The sequence below is a fragment of the Deinococcus marmoris DSM 12784 genome, from assembly GCF_000701405.1.
Classification (GTDB): Bacteria; Deinococcota; Deinococci; order Deinococcales; family Deinococcaceae; genus Deinococcus; species Deinococcus marmoris.
The window spans coordinates 1-12743 of sequence record NZ_JNIV01000113.1 but is presented as its reverse complement, the minus strand read 5'-3'; the positions used below and the strand labels follow the sequence as shown (position 1 = coordinate 12743).

Genomic DNA, 12743 nt, shown 5'->3' with positions numbered 1-12743 from the left:
CAAACCTTTGCCTCTGCCCCTGTGGGGCAGAGGCAGTGGAGTTCAGAAGCACAACAGGCCCTGAACTATCTGTTCAGGCGCACGCACCTGATGAACTATCCCCACTACCGCACTCAGGGCTGGCCGATTGGCTCAGGGCAGATCGAAGGCATCAACAAAAGTGTGATTGGCTGGCGCATGAAGGGTTCGGGCATGCACTGGTCCCGTCCTGGGGCCAGTGGCATGGCCTCGCTTCGTGCCAACCTGAACAACATCAATCCCCTGGTGAGTCTGGATGACGTTCGCCACGCTGCCTTTCCGATCCCAGCTTAGCGGGATGCACCCATGCCCGAACTGCTCCCCGATGACTTTGAGGCGCGGCTGCACCCGCTGGATTTCCAGCCTGCTCCGCCGGGGCTGTCGCCTTTCGCAGTCGCTGCCGACGTGTTCGGGGACGGCAGCGCCTATGCGGTCAAGGTGCCGGGCCATGCGGCAGGAATGATTGCGCTGATCGTCCGCACCACGCCCGAAGCGGTGCTGGACGGTGACGGCGCGGGCCTGATGTTGCTCGCCGCCGACGCTGCCTGGAGCGTGCGGGGTCTGCGAGAGGGGTTGGAAGTTCATCCGCTGGCCCGCGTGATCTTTGACGACGCTGCTGCCGAACGCCGCAGCGCCGAACAGTTGCGCCAGTGGCTGCTGGCTCACCCTCGTGCCGGGGTCTTCGTCAGCCACGACGCGCCGGAGGCTGGACATGTCTGAAGTGCTGGACCGTCTGACCGTTCTGAAACACGCGCTGGGCGAGGGTGGTTTGATGTTCCGTGACCGCGCCACGCTGGAAAAGTATCAGGGGCGGCTGGCGACAGGGCATCTGCGCTGGGTGGCGGCGCACAGTCCCTTCACCGCCCAGCGGTTCCTGAACGCGGGGCTGGGTCTGGGGCAGTGGCGCGAGTTACCGCCCGTGGGGAAGGCGGAGATGATGGCCCATTTTGATCAGCTCAACACCGCCGGGCTGTACCTGAAAGAGGTGCTGGAAGTTGCCCGCCGCGCCGAGGACACCCGCGATTTCACGCCCACGCTGCCCACGCCGCGCGGCCCCGTTACGGTGGGCCTGTCCAGCGGCACCAGCGGCAACGCGGGCGCGTTCGTGGTGTCGCGCGCCGAGCGCTTGCAGTGGGCCGGGGTGGTGCTGCGGCATCTGCTGCCCGCTTTCCCACTGGGCCTGCTGAAACGGCAGCGTGTCGCCTTCCTGCTGCGTGCCGACGGTGGCCTGTATCGCAGCGTGGGCAGCGGGCGGCTGGACTTCAACTTTCTGGACCTGCTGCGCCCGCTGGACGAACTGGCTGCCGATCTGAGTGCCTACAGTCCCACGTTGCTGATCGGTCCGCCCAGCGTGTTGCGCGCCCTGCTGGACGCCGGGGCCAAAGCACAGCCCGAGAAGGTGGTCAGCGTGGCGGAGGTGTTGGAGGACGATGACCGGGCGGCGCTGGAACGCGGCTTCGGTCCGGTGGTGCAGGTCTATCAGGCTACCGAAGGACTGCTGGGCCTGCCCTGCCCACACGGAAATCTGCATCTCAACGAGGCGCACGTTCACTTTGAGTTTGAGGCAGCGGGAGACGAATATCTCCGTCCCATCCTGACCGACTTGAGACGCATCACCCAGCCGATGGTCCGGCACCGCCTGGACGATCTGCTGGTGCTGGCGGACGGCTGTTCGTGTGGGCTGGCTTCCCGCCGCGTGCTGCGCGTGGCCGGGCGGCAGGACGATGCACTGGACCTGCCGGGAGCATCGGGGCGCGTCAAGATCTGGCCCGACTTCCTGCGTGGAGCCATGAACCGCGTTCCCGGTCTGCGCGAGTACCGGGTGGAACAGACTGGGCCAGCCGAACTGCGTCTGTTGATTCAGCCTCTCACTCCTGAAACTCAGCGGGAGGCGTGTGCCCAGGTTCGCCGCGCGTTGGAGCGGGGTGGGGGAGACATTGCGCGCATTCAGCTTACTGTTCAGCCATTGCCCGCTCCAGCGCCGGGTGTCAAGCGTCGCCGGGTCAGCCGTCTCTGGCTGCGTGGTGAAACGGGAGAATCGCCATGAATCAAGTTCTCGGTCTGCGAATCCTGTCCACCGCCCAGGCGCTGCCCGCCCGCGTGGTCTCTACCGCCGAGGCCGCTGCCCTGTGCGGGATGCCCCCCGAAATCGCCGTCAAGCGCACGGGTGTTCACGAACGCCGCTGGCTGTCCGGTTCCGAAACGGCCCTGACCCTGGGCGCACAGGCCGCGCGGGAGGCGGTGGCGGCAGCGGGATTGGAAGTGTCCCAGATCGACACCCTGCTGAATGCCAGCGGCAGCCAGCTCCAGCCCATCCCGGACGGCGCGGCGCTGTTTGCCCGCGAGCTGGGCCTGCGCGGCGCGGCCACCTACAGCATTCACGGCACCTGCCTGAGCTTCTTGCTGGCGCTGAACCACGCAGCCCTGCTCATTGGTGCGGGTCAGGCAAAGCATGTCCTGATCGTCAGCAGTGAGGCGGGCAGCCCTGGCCTCAACTTTGCCCAGCCGGAGAGTGCGCTGCTGATCGGGGACGGCGCGGCGGCAGTCGTCGTCGGCCCCGCCGCGCGTGACGGCCAGGGCATTCACGCCATGCGCGTCGCCACCTACCCGGAAGGTGCGGACCACACCCGCATTCGCGGCGGCGGCTCCCTGCTCTCGCCCCGGCACCCGGACGCCTTGCCAACCGACTTCACCTTTGACATGCACGGCCTCTCGGTCCTGCGGCTGGTCTCGCAGGTGGTCCCCGATTTTCTGGAGACGCTGCGCCCCGGCCTCAGCACTGGACTGCCCGGCATTGACCGCGTCGTGCCCCATCAGGCCAGCGCGGCGGGTCTGGACCTGATGCGCCGCTACGGCTGGCCCGCCGAGCAGACCGAGGTGACGCTCACGCACCTGGGGAACGTGATCGCCGCCAGTCTCCCGCTCACGCTGCATGGGGCGCTGACTTCAGGCCGGGCAGGAGAGGGCGACACGTTGCTGTTCGCGGGAACTGGGGCCGGACTGATCGCGGGTGGGATAATTCTGCGGCTGTGACTGGATGAATTCTTCTCCAGACTTCAATGCTTCAGAACAGCGTCCCCGAATGTTCCACGATCAGCAGCGCCGCGTCTGCCGGGGCCAGAGCTGAAGTGTCGATTCGGATGGCATCGGGCGGCAGTGACAGTATCCCGGACGTTGCCAGCGAAGTCCGCAGGATGGCTGGATCACGCAGCTTGGCCCGCTCCAGACGTTCGGGCAGAGATAAACGGCGTTCCAGTTCATCTATGTCGCAGTCCAGCCAGACGGGAATGTACCGGACAGCTCTGGCTTGCGCGAGGTCACGCACCAGTTGCAGGGCCGCTGACCCAGATGGACGGTTTGTCAGATAGCTCGTGAAAATCTGGCTCACGTCGCGTGGGGCAAGGCGAGCAGCCTCCAGCCCCAGCTTGCGAACCTGCGCCGCCAGCGCGTGGATTTCCTCCGGGATGGGCCGCAGGCCGTCCGCACCATAAGGCTTGAATACGGCGTCGTTGAACAGGTGGTTGTCCAGCAACACCGTGCCCGTCAGCGCCGAGAGCCTCAGCCCGATGGTCCGTTTGCCGCTGCCGGGTGGTCCGACGAGATGGAAAATATGGCCCATGTCCCCAGCTTATCGGTGACAAGAACGTACGCTTGTCTGCCAACGGGCTGGCAAACGAAAACGCCCCAGCCGAAGCGGGGCGCTCAGTCCTGCAAATCTTGTTATTCCAGCACGGCCTTGTGCGTGATTTCCACGTTGCCCTGCATGACCTTGCTCAGGGGGCACATCTCGGCAGCCTGGGCCACGTACTTGTCGAAGCCCGCCTGATCGATGCCGCCCACCTTGCCGCGCACGTCCAGCCGCATGGCGCTGACCTTGAAACCGGGGCCGTCCTTGACCATCTCGCAGGTGGCTTCGGTCCGCACGTCCTGCGGGTCATGGCCGTCGCCTGCCAGCATCGCGCACAGTTGCATGGTGAAGCATCCGGCGTGCGCGGCGGCCAGCAGTTCTTCCGGGTTGGTGCCGGTCCCGTTCTCGAAGCGCGTGCCGAACGAGTACTGCGCGTCCTTGACCGTGCCGCTCTCGGTGCTGATGTTGCCCTTGCCGCCCTTGAGGTCGCCCATCCACTGGGCATTCGCCTTTCTCGCAATGTCTGCCATGCGCCCAGTCTGCGCCTCTGCCCCTGCGCGCCGTGATGAGGCCGGTTTACGCAGGCTTTATCAGGGTCACCGCATGGGGGACGCTACACTCCCGTCATGGAACATCAGGAATGGAAGGTGCCGGGTGTGCCCGTCAGCGGCTACGTCTGGAAGGCCCAGCACCCACAAGGACAGCAGCCACGCGGCGCAGTGCTGATCTCGCATGGGGTGGGGGAATACGCGCAGCGTTATGTGGAGCGCTACCACGCCCTGATTCCCACACTGGTAGAGGCCGGGTTCACCGTCTACGCCTACGATCAGCGCGGTCACGGCCATTCCGAGGGGCGGCGCGCGGTGGTGGATCTGAACGTGCTGGTGGAGGACCATCTGAAAGCCCGCGAGGCGTTGCGGGGCCGTCCCGGTGACGACTCGCCGCTGCCGCTGTTTGCGCTGGGCCACAGCATGGGCGGTCTGGTCACGGCGGCCAGCGCGTCCCGCGATCCGCGCGGCCTGAGCGGGGTCATTCTGTCCAGCCCGTCGCTACTGATGGGCGAGAAAGAGCCGGGCTGGCTCAAGACCCTAGCCCCTCTGCTGGCCAAAGTGTTTCCCGCCGCGCCTGTCCGGGATCTGGGAACGGATGGCCTGTCCCGCCTGCCCGATGAGGTTGCTGCCTACGAGGCTGACGAACTGGTGTACCACGGCAAGGTCCGCGCCCTGACCGCCGCCAGCATGGTGGGCCTGAGCGGCAGGCTATGGGCCGGTTATCCCAACTGGAAAATCCCCACCCTGGTCTTTCACGGCGCGGCGGACAGGATCACCGATCCGGCGGGCAGCCAGCGCTTCTTCGACATGGTTGCCAGTCCCGACAAGACCCTGATCATGAAAGAAGGCGGCTACCACGAACTCCTGAACGACGAACCGCGCGGGGAAATCCGCGCGGCGCTGCTGAAGTGGCTGCTGGACCGTTCCTGATCCAGAGGCTGGAGGGGAAAGAGACCAATGCCGATCAGATCGAGCAGGAGAAAAACGGGTTCCGTCTCAGCCTTCATCCTGTGCGGGCGTTCAGTGCGCCGCAGTTTTGGCAGGCCGCAGGTGCATCACGGCCACGATGATTCCCCCCAGCAGCACGCCCACGAGGGCGGACCCCAGCGTTTCTACCAGCCACTCCACCACCGCCCCCGCGAAGGGAATGGCCTGACCCGCCGCCACGGCCAGCCCGTGCAGGGTGTCGGCGGGCCAGCTCAGGCCGAACTTGTCCAGCCCGTCGGTGATGATGTGGCCGCCCACCCACAGCATCGCCGCCGTGCCGATCACCGAGAGGGCCGACATGACCACGGGCATTCCCTTGACCAGTCCGCGTCCCACGGCCTGCGCCGCCCTGGAACCGCTGGACGCCAGCCGGACGCCGAAGTCGTCGGTCTTGACGATCAATCCCACCACGCCGTAGACCAGCGCCGTGATCATCAGGGCCACCACCACCAGGATCAGCGCGCGGGACACGAACGGCTCGCCCGCCACTTCCGCCAGCGAGATCGCCATGATTTCCGCCGACAGGATGAAATCGGTGCGGATCGCGCCCGCGACCATCTTTTCCTCGTGGGCGGCGCTGGCCAGCTTGATGACTTCCTCTTTGGCCGTGTCATGGTGGCCAGAGACCGCCTCGTACAGCTTCTCTGCTCCCTCGAAACAAAGGTAGGCCCCGCCCACCATCAACAGCGGGTTCAGCGCCCACGGCAGAAACTGGCTCAGCAGCAGCGCGGCGGGCAGGATGAACACGAGCTTGTTCTTGAGCGACCCCTTGGCGATGCGCCAGATGATCGGCAGTTCGCGGTCCGGGGTAAAACCCGTGACGTAGCGGGGCGTGACTGCCGTGTCGTCCACCACGATCCCTATGGCCTTGACCCCCGCCTTACTCGCCGCCGCGCCGATGTCGTCGATGGACGCGGCGGCCAGCTTGGCCAGCGCGGCCACATCGTCGAGCAGGGCCACCAGACCGCCGCTCAACGGCCCACATCCCTGATCAGGGCAGAAAGACGAAACAGGGTGAGCGGGAGAGGCCAGAGGGTCATCAGGGTTGTTATCCTAGCAAGACCGGGGCATCCACCCCCAGTACCCTCTTCTACAATACGTTTCCGAATGCGAACGCCCGCCCGCCTCCAGACCCGGTCCCACCACTCGCCCCTGCCGCTGCGCCGCCTGCTGGTGGTGTCACGGCCCGCGCTGTGGATCAACACGGTGGGCACGCTGGTCACGGGCGTGTGGCTGACCGGGCGGCTGTACACGCTGGACCCCGGCGTGCTGGCGCTGCTGTTGTACCTGACCCTGCCGTTTAACCTGCTGATCTACGGCCTGAACGATCTGTCTGACCGCGAGGAAGACGCCCGCAGTTCCCGCAAAGGCGGCTGGCAGGGCGCGCGGCTGACCGTGGCCGAGGGCGGCCCGCTGCTGACGGCCACGCTGGCGATCAACCTGCCCGCGCTGGTGGGGCTGGCCGTGCTGCTGCCGCCCGCCGCTTCCCTGCTGCTGGCCCTGTCCGCCGTGCTGTTCGCGGCCTATAGCCTGCCGCCGCTGAGGTTGAAGGGCCGCCCGTTTCTGGACGGCCTGAGCAACGTGGCCTACGCCCTGCCGCTGGCGCTGCCCGCGCTGGCGCTGGGAACGCCTGTGCCGTGGTGGCCCCTGCTGGCACTGATGGCCTACGCGGTGGGCAAGCACGCCTTCGACGCCGCGCAGGACATCCCCGCTGACCGCGAGGCCGGGACGCGCACGGTGGCGACGGTCCTGGGCGTGAGGGGAACGGCGGCCTATGCGTTGGCGTGGTTTGCCGTGGCCGGGGCGCTGCTGCTGCCCGTGTCCCTGCTGACCGCCGCCGCGTTGTGGCTAACCTGCGGCGGTATGGCTGTGGCGCTGCTGCGTGATCCCACCCCCGTGCGGGCCGCCCGCCTGTACCCGCTGAGCATCGTGACCCCCTGGATCGTCGGCGCAGTAGCGGGTGTGGGTCTGGTCTACCTGCTGGCCCGTGGCCTGTGGACCGGAATCTGAAGTCTGATCTGAGCGTCGGCATCCTGGGCGGAGGGCTGGCGGGACTAGCGCTGGCCTGTCTGCTGGCGGGGCGGGGACACCGCGTCACCGTCTACGAGCGGGACCGCGCGGGTGGCAAACTGCGGCGGGAAAAAGTTGGGGGATTGGTCTTTGATACTGGCCCCAGCCTGTTTACATTTCCAGGCGTGTGGGAAAGCTATTTACAGCGGCTGGGCGAGGCGGACACGCTCCATCTTCAACCGCTGCCGGGCGGACTGGGGATTCACTACACTCCATTCGGCCCCGTGCCTTTGCCTGTGCCGCCGGGCCACCCACTACACGCGTCCTGGGAAAAGTACCGCGCGAAGGTTCAGCCCCTCGCGCCCCACATCGTTTCTCTCCTGACCACGCCGCCGCGCCTGACCGATCCGGCTTTTCTGCGGGCCAGTCAGGCGCTGTTCAACGTCGTCGGCCCGCACCTCACCGCCGAGAGCTGGATTCGTGCCCAAAAACTCCCGCCCACGCTGGCCCACGCCATTCGCACACACGCCCTGAACGCGGGTCTGTCGCCTGTCGATGCGCCCGCCCTGTATGCGCTGATTCCAGCGCTGGTGAGCGCAGAAGTTTTCCGGCCTGAACGGGGGATGGGTAAGTTGCTGGACGCCCTGCTTGGATTTGCTGCGGCGCGCGGTGTGGAGATTCAGGAGGGAGTGGAGGTCACGGCAGTAAACGGCTTCACCCTAACGCTGAGTGGCGGCAAGACAGTCCAGCATGATCTCCTCGTGAGCGCGGTTGATCCGCACCGACTAGCAAAGTTGCGCGGCCTGCCCGCCGTTTCTCCCAAATCAAAACGGACAGTCAGTGGCGTGGCGATCTACGCGGCTCTGCCCGAACGTGCGCCACTGGCCGCCACTTCCATCATTCCGCCGTCAAACTTTCAGACTTTCCGCGCCGCCATCCGGGCCGGAGCCTTGCCGCCGGATACGCTGGCCCTCACTCACGCCGAGGGGCGCAAGCTGGCCGTGCTGCTCACTGCCCCCGCCACCGCGCGCCCGCTGGGGCTGGGGCATCCCTGGGTCCGCGCTCAGATAGAGCGTGTGGAACAGATTTTAGGAGTGCCGGGGCTGCTGGCCTCTGCCGATGAAGTGCTGGCCCTGACCCCCGGACACTACGCGGCGGGCGGTCATCCCGGCGGCGCGATTTACGGCGCAGCCCTGCCGGTGTGGCGCGGCGGCCCCTTCCACCCACAGCCCTACCGCCTGACGCCCCGGCTCTGGCAGGTGGGAACAGGCGTCCACCCCGGCGGCGGCATCCCAGCGATTCTGGGCGGCGCGCTGATGGTGGATACGCTGCTTGCCAGGATATGAAAAAAGCCCCCTCCGCAGTGGAGAGGGCCGGGTGTGGAGTCTGTCTTACCAGCGTTCCGTCACCGTCTTGAGCTGCATGAAGTACGCCAGATAATCCGGCCCACCGGCTTTGCTGTCGGTGCCGCTCATGTTGTAGCCGCCGAAGGGCTGCACGCCCACGATGGCCCCGGTGATCTTGCGGTTGAAGTACAGGTTGCCCACTTCCAGTTCCTGGCGGGCCTGCTCCAGCCGGGCGCGGTTACGGCTGCACACGCCGCCGGTCAGGCCGTACTCGGTGGAGTTGGCGATGTCCAGCGCATCCTGCCAGTCCTTGGCGCGAATGACCGAGATCACTGGCCCGAAGATTTCCTCCTGCGCCATGCGGGCTTCGCGCTTCACGTCGCCGACGATGGTGGCCTGGACGTAGTAGCCCTGCTTGCCATTGCACTCGCCGGGGGCCTCGCCGCCCAGCAGCACCTTGCCTTCCTGCGGCGCAATCTCCAGATAGCCCTTGATCTTGTCAAAGCTCATCTGGTTGACGACGGCGGTCACGTTGGCGTTTTCCTCGCCCGTGCCCATTTTCAGCTTGCTTGCACGTTCCACGAAGCCGTTGACCACGTCGTCGTACACGGCGTCCACCACGATCAGGCGGCTCATGGCGCTGCATTTCTGGCCGTTGAAGCCGAACGCGCCCTGCACGGCGGCGGTAATCGCCACTTCCAGATCGGCGGTCTCGTCCACGATCATACCGTCCTTGCCGCCCAGTTCCAGCACCACTTTCTTGATCCACTTCTGGCCGGGCTGCACCTTGGCCGCGACTTCGTTGATGTGCAGGCCCACCGCGCGGCTGCCTGTGAAGGTAATAAAGCGTGTTTTGGCGTGCGTGGTCAGGTACTCGCCCACGTCCTTGCCCACACCGGGCAGGAATTGCAGCACCCCGGCGGGCAGGCCAGCCTCGTACATGATGTCGGCGATGAATCCAGCGATCAGGCCGCTGTCCTCGGCGGGTTTGGCGATCACGCAGTTGCCCACCACTATGGGCGCGGCCAGCATGCCCACGAAGATGGCGCAGGGAAAGTTCCACGGGCTGATGCTGACGCCCACGCCCAGCGGCAGCGACATCAGGCCGTTTTCCTCGCCTTCAAACCAGGTGGTCTCGCTGCTGCCGAAGCCCGAATACTTCATGGCGCTGCGGGCGTAATACTCCAGAAAATCGATGGCCTCGGCCACTTCCACGTCGGCCTCGGCGTAGTTCTTGCCCACCTCAATGCTCATCAGGGCGCAGGCTTCCAGGTGGCGGCGCTTAAGGATGGCCGACGCCTTCAGCAGAATGCGGGCGCGGGCGTCCATGTCCCAGGTTTTCCACGTCTCAAACGCCTTCCATGCCCCCTGCAAGGCGCGTTCGGCGTCCTCGATGGTGGCCTTGGCCGTCGTTCCCACCACCTCGGAGGTGTCGCAGGGGTTCAGAGAGGTCAGCTTCTCAGCGGTGTCCACACGCTCGCCGTCAATGACCATCGGGTAGTGCTTGCCCACCAGCTCGGCGCGGACCTTTTTGAGGGCGGCCTCGTAAGCCTGCACGTTCTCGGCTTTGGTGAAGTCAATGAAGGGCTGGGGGCGGTAATCCTGAATTTTAAGCATGGGAGTCTCCTTGAAGTCGTGGGGGTTGCGATCTGCAAAATCACTGTTTTGAACGGTCTCAGCCCTTGAGCATGCCCTTCAGGATGAACATCACGTTGGCTGGACGCTCGGCGATGCGGCGCGAGAAATAGGGATACCAGTCGCGCCCGTAGGGGATGTAGGCCCGCACACGGTAGCCCGCCGCCGCCAGTTCCTTTTGCAAGTCGCGGCGCACGCCGTAGAGCATCTGGAATTCGTAGGCGTCCTTCTCGATGCCGTGGGCCAGGGCAAAATGCTTGACATCCTCGATGATGCTCTCGTCGTGCGTGCCGATGTTGACGTAGTTTCCGGCCTTCATATGCGCGTAGACCAGTTTGCGGTAACTGGCGTCCACGTCGGCCTTGTCGGGCATGGCAACGCTTTCGGGTTCCAGATACGCGCCCTTCACGATTCGCAGGTTGGGCGAGAGGTCATCCAGGCTGTCGCGGTCCGCTTCGGTGCGGTAGAGGTAGCTCTGCAACACCGTGCCGACGTGCTGCGTGCCGAACTCCTCGGCCAGCGTGCGGAACTGCGAGAGGGTCTGGTCCACGCGCGGGTGATCTTCCATGTCCAGGCAGATAAAGCCGCCGTATTCCCTGGCCTTGCCCACGATGCGCCGTCCATTGGTCAGGCCCAGATCCTGGCCGTCCACGGTCTGGCCCTGGCCCACGGCGGACAGCTTGACGCTGGCGTAGGGCATGACCCCGGCGGCGTGCGCGGCGTCCAGCAGATGCAGCACCTTCTCTGCAAACTCGTTGGCCTTGTCCGGCGAGGCCACGAACTCGCCCAGGAGGTCCAGGTTGCCCTGAATGCCCTCGGCTTCCAGTTCCTTGACGGCGGCAATCGCGCCCTCCACCTCTTCCCCGGCCACGAAGCGCTGCGCCAGCCCCCAGCCCTGCTTGCGGACGATGTTTTCCACGAACTTCTGCCCCGAAACGGTCAGGACGGCCTTGCGGTAAATCTGGTCAATCATGGGAAAGCTCCTTTGGAGAGATCTGAGGGTCTGGGTGTCGGCAGTCTGAGGGTCAGGGATTCATGTGTCAGGTCTTCATGTCTCGGGATTCATTTCATTGACCACTAAAGCGGCAAAGGTGCGGACGTGCAGGCGGGCGGCCTCGCGGGCGGCGGGGGCGTCGCGGTCCAGCACGGCTTTCAGGATGGCGGCGTGCTGCGCTGCCGTGTCCGGGTGGGCATTGTAGGTGCGGGTCTGGTGCTTGATCAGGGCCACACGCTGCTCCAGATCGCGGGCCAGATCGCCCAGCGCGGCGTTGTGGGCCGCCAGAGCAATGACGCGGTGAAAACTCAGGTCCAGCCGGGTTTGCTGGCGGTAGTCGCCGCCCTTGGCCGCGTTGACCTCAGCCAGTGCGGCGCGCAGGGCAGCGGCGTCGGCGGCGGTGTGGGCGGCGGCGGCCAGCGCAGCGCCCAGCCCGTCCAGCTCCTCGCGCACGGCGTAGGTGTCGCGCGCTTCCTGAGCGGTCACCGTGCGGACGCGCACACCCTTGTTGGCCTCCGCCACCAGCAATCCGTCCTGGGTCAGCCGCATGATCGCCTCGCGGATCGGGGTGCGGGACACGCCCAGACGTTCGCCCAGCTCTACCTCGCCGATGCGTTCGCCGGGGGCGATTTCGCCGTCCAGTACGGCGCGGCGTAAGTGTTCGTACACGCCGTCACGCACCAGCACAGGCCGCGCGAAGGCAACGGGCGCGTGGTGCACGGCAAGGATCATATGGATATTGTATACAATATTCCTGAGGCCGGATGAGAGTATTCAGGGCCACCCGTCGTCCTTATTCCTGGTCCTCGGCTGCGCTGTCCCCCTCTCCCTGGGCCAGACGCCGCACCACTGCCAGCGTGAACAGGAACAGCAGCGTGGCCCCGGTGGCCAGCACGTACAGGTGCAGCCCGCAGGCCACGCCTACCCCCGCTGTCACCAGCAGTCCCGCCGCCGTGGTCAGCCCTTTGGCCTTCTGTCCCCGATCCGAGAAAATCGCGCCCGCGCCCAGAAAGCTGATGCCGCTGACCACTGCGCCCAGCAGCCCGATCATGTCGAAGCGCACGCCGTCGTCATCGGTGCCGAACGAGGTGATCAGCGTTTCGGCCAGGACCACGAACAGCGCCGCGCTCATGCCCACCAGCATGTGCGTCCGCAGGCCCGCGCTGCGGCGCATCCGCTCGCGCTCCCAGCCAATCGCGCCGCTGAGGACGAAGGCCACCAGCAGCCCCTGCATCAGCTTGAGTTCGTTCCAGCAATGGTTCGGACAGTTTTGACGAAAAGTAGGGGTGGCCCAAAAAACGGGTCTCCGGTAGGGTGAGGTTCTCAAGCCCACACCCAAGGAGACCCAATGACTATTTTACCTGTGCTGCTCACCCTGCTCAATCTCCCCGCTGCCCAACAGCGTTTTTTCCTCCACCTGATGCCGGTGTGGCAGGCCATTCCTGGCCGAATCAATGCCCTGAATCTCAGCCGTTACAGCGGACTCCACGAACGTACCTTCCGCCGATGGTTTCAAAAGGCCCTCCCGTGGAATACGCTCCAATGGAGCGTACCGGAACTCCTCGTGCGGCTGG

Annotated in this window: 13 protein-coding genes and 2 pseudogenes; 8 read left to right on the top strand and 7 right to left on the bottom strand. The window is 65.8% G+C overall.

The window, feature by feature from the left end; genetic code table 11:
* From Q319_RS25790 to Q319_RS0119625, 4 genes and pseudogenes are all read left to right on the top strand, one after another.
* Nucleotides 1-312: pseudogene (locus tag Q319_RS25790) on the top strand (hypothetical protein); the annotation flags it as partial.
* A gap of 12 nt (nt 313-324) precedes the next feature.
* Nucleotides 325-738, top strand: coding sequence for an MBL fold metallo-hydrolase (locus Q319_RS24890; RefSeq protein WP_051655587.1), 414 nt, complete (start codon nt 325-327; stop codon nt 736-738).
* Entirely contained in the window at nt 731-2065 is a 1335-nt protein-coding gene (locus tag Q319_RS0119630; protein ID WP_245619385.1) for a F390 synthetase-related protein, read from the top strand. The genes Q319_RS24890 and Q319_RS0119630 overlap by 8 nt, the downstream gene beginning before the upstream one ends.
* Nucleotides 2062-3051 carry a 3-oxoacyl-[acyl-carrier-protein] synthase III C-terminal domain-containing protein gene (locus Q319_RS0119625; RefSeq protein WP_029484133.1) on the top strand — a complete coding sequence of 330 codons (990 nt, stop codon included), beginning with the start codon at nt 2062-2064 and terminating at the stop codon, nt 3049-3051. Before Q319_RS0119630 ends, Q319_RS0119625 begins: the two co-directional genes overlap by 4 nt.
* A gap of 31 nt (nt 3052-3082) precedes the next feature.
* Here Q319_RS0119625 and Q319_RS0119620 read toward each other — a convergent pair whose 3' ends face one another.
* Both Q319_RS0119620 and Q319_RS0119615 read right to left on the bottom strand, forming a co-directional pair.
* Nucleotides 3083-3637: a P-loop nucleotide/nucleoside kinase family protein gene (locus Q319_RS0119620; protein ID WP_029484132.1), complete on the bottom strand. Its 555-nt coding sequence runs from the start codon at nt 3635-3637 to the stop codon at nt 3083-3085.
* Between the two features lie 101 nt (nt 3638-3738).
* Nucleotides 3739-4176: an OsmC family protein gene (locus tag Q319_RS0119615; RefSeq protein WP_029484131.1), complete on the bottom strand. Its 438-nt coding sequence runs from the start codon at nt 4174-4176 to the stop codon at nt 3739-3741.
* A 96-nt stretch (nt 4177-4272) separates the two neighbouring features.
* On the opposite strand from Q319_RS0119615, the gene Q319_RS0119610 reads away from it, so the two are divergent.
* Nucleotides 4273-5127, top strand: coding sequence for an alpha/beta hydrolase (locus Q319_RS0119610; RefSeq protein WP_029484130.1), 855 nt, complete (start codon nt 4273-4275; stop codon nt 5125-5127).
* 90 nt (nt 5128-5217) lie between these two features.
* Here the strand turns inward: Q319_RS0119610 and Q319_RS0119605 are convergent, their stop codons facing one another.
* Nucleotides 5218-6159, bottom strand: a complete 942-nt coding sequence (locus tag Q319_RS0119605) for a DUF808 domain-containing protein (RefSeq protein ID WP_029484129.1) — start codon at nt 6157-6159, stop codon at nt 5218-5220.
* A 132-nt stretch (nt 6160-6291) separates the two neighbouring features.
* Between Q319_RS0119605 and Q319_RS0119600 the strand changes: the two genes are divergently transcribed.
* Together Q319_RS0119600 and Q319_RS0119595 are read left to right on the top strand one after the other, a co-directional pair.
* Complete coding sequence (locus tag Q319_RS0119600; RefSeq protein WP_029484128.1) at nt 6292-7194, top strand: UbiA family prenyltransferase; 903 nt, start codon at nt 6292-6294, stop codon at nt 7192-7194.
* Complete coding sequence (locus Q319_RS0119595) at nt 7179-8540, top strand: phytoene desaturase family protein (protein ID WP_029484127.1); 1362 nt, start codon at nt 7179-7181, stop codon at nt 8538-8540. The genes Q319_RS0119600 and Q319_RS0119595 overlap by 16 nt, the downstream gene beginning before the upstream one ends.
* Nucleotides 8541-8585: 45 nt before the next feature.
* On the opposite strand, the gene pruA is transcribed toward Q319_RS0119595, so the two are convergent.
* The 4 genes from pruA to Q319_RS24885 form a co-directional block, all read right to left on the bottom strand.
* Nucleotides 8586-10157 (bottom strand): L-glutamate gamma-semialdehyde dehydrogenase, encoded by a 1572-nt coding sequence (pruA, locus tag Q319_RS0119590; protein WP_029484126.1) that lies wholly within the window; start codon nt 10155-10157, stop codon nt 8586-8588.
* A gap of 58 nt (nt 10158-10215) precedes the next feature.
* Nucleotides 10216-11148 (bottom strand): proline dehydrogenase family protein, encoded by a 933-nt coding sequence (locus tag Q319_RS0119585; RefSeq protein ID WP_029484125.1) that lies wholly within the window; start codon nt 11146-11148, stop codon nt 10216-10218.
* Between the two features lie 75 nt (nt 11149-11223).
* Entirely contained in the window at nt 11224-11901 is a 678-nt protein-coding gene (locus Q319_RS0119580; protein ID WP_029484124.1) for a GntR family transcriptional regulator, read from the bottom strand.
* Between the two features lie 61 nt (nt 11902-11962).
* Complete coding sequence (locus Q319_RS24885) at nt 11963-12403, bottom strand: MgtC/SapB family protein (RefSeq protein WP_034415953.1); 441 nt, start codon at nt 12401-12403, stop codon at nt 11963-11965.
* A gap of 114 nt (nt 12404-12517) precedes the next feature.
* Between Q319_RS24885 and Q319_RS27430 the strand changes: the two are divergent.
* Nucleotides 12518-12743, top strand: a pseudogene (locus tag Q319_RS27430) (hypothetical protein); the annotation flags it as partial.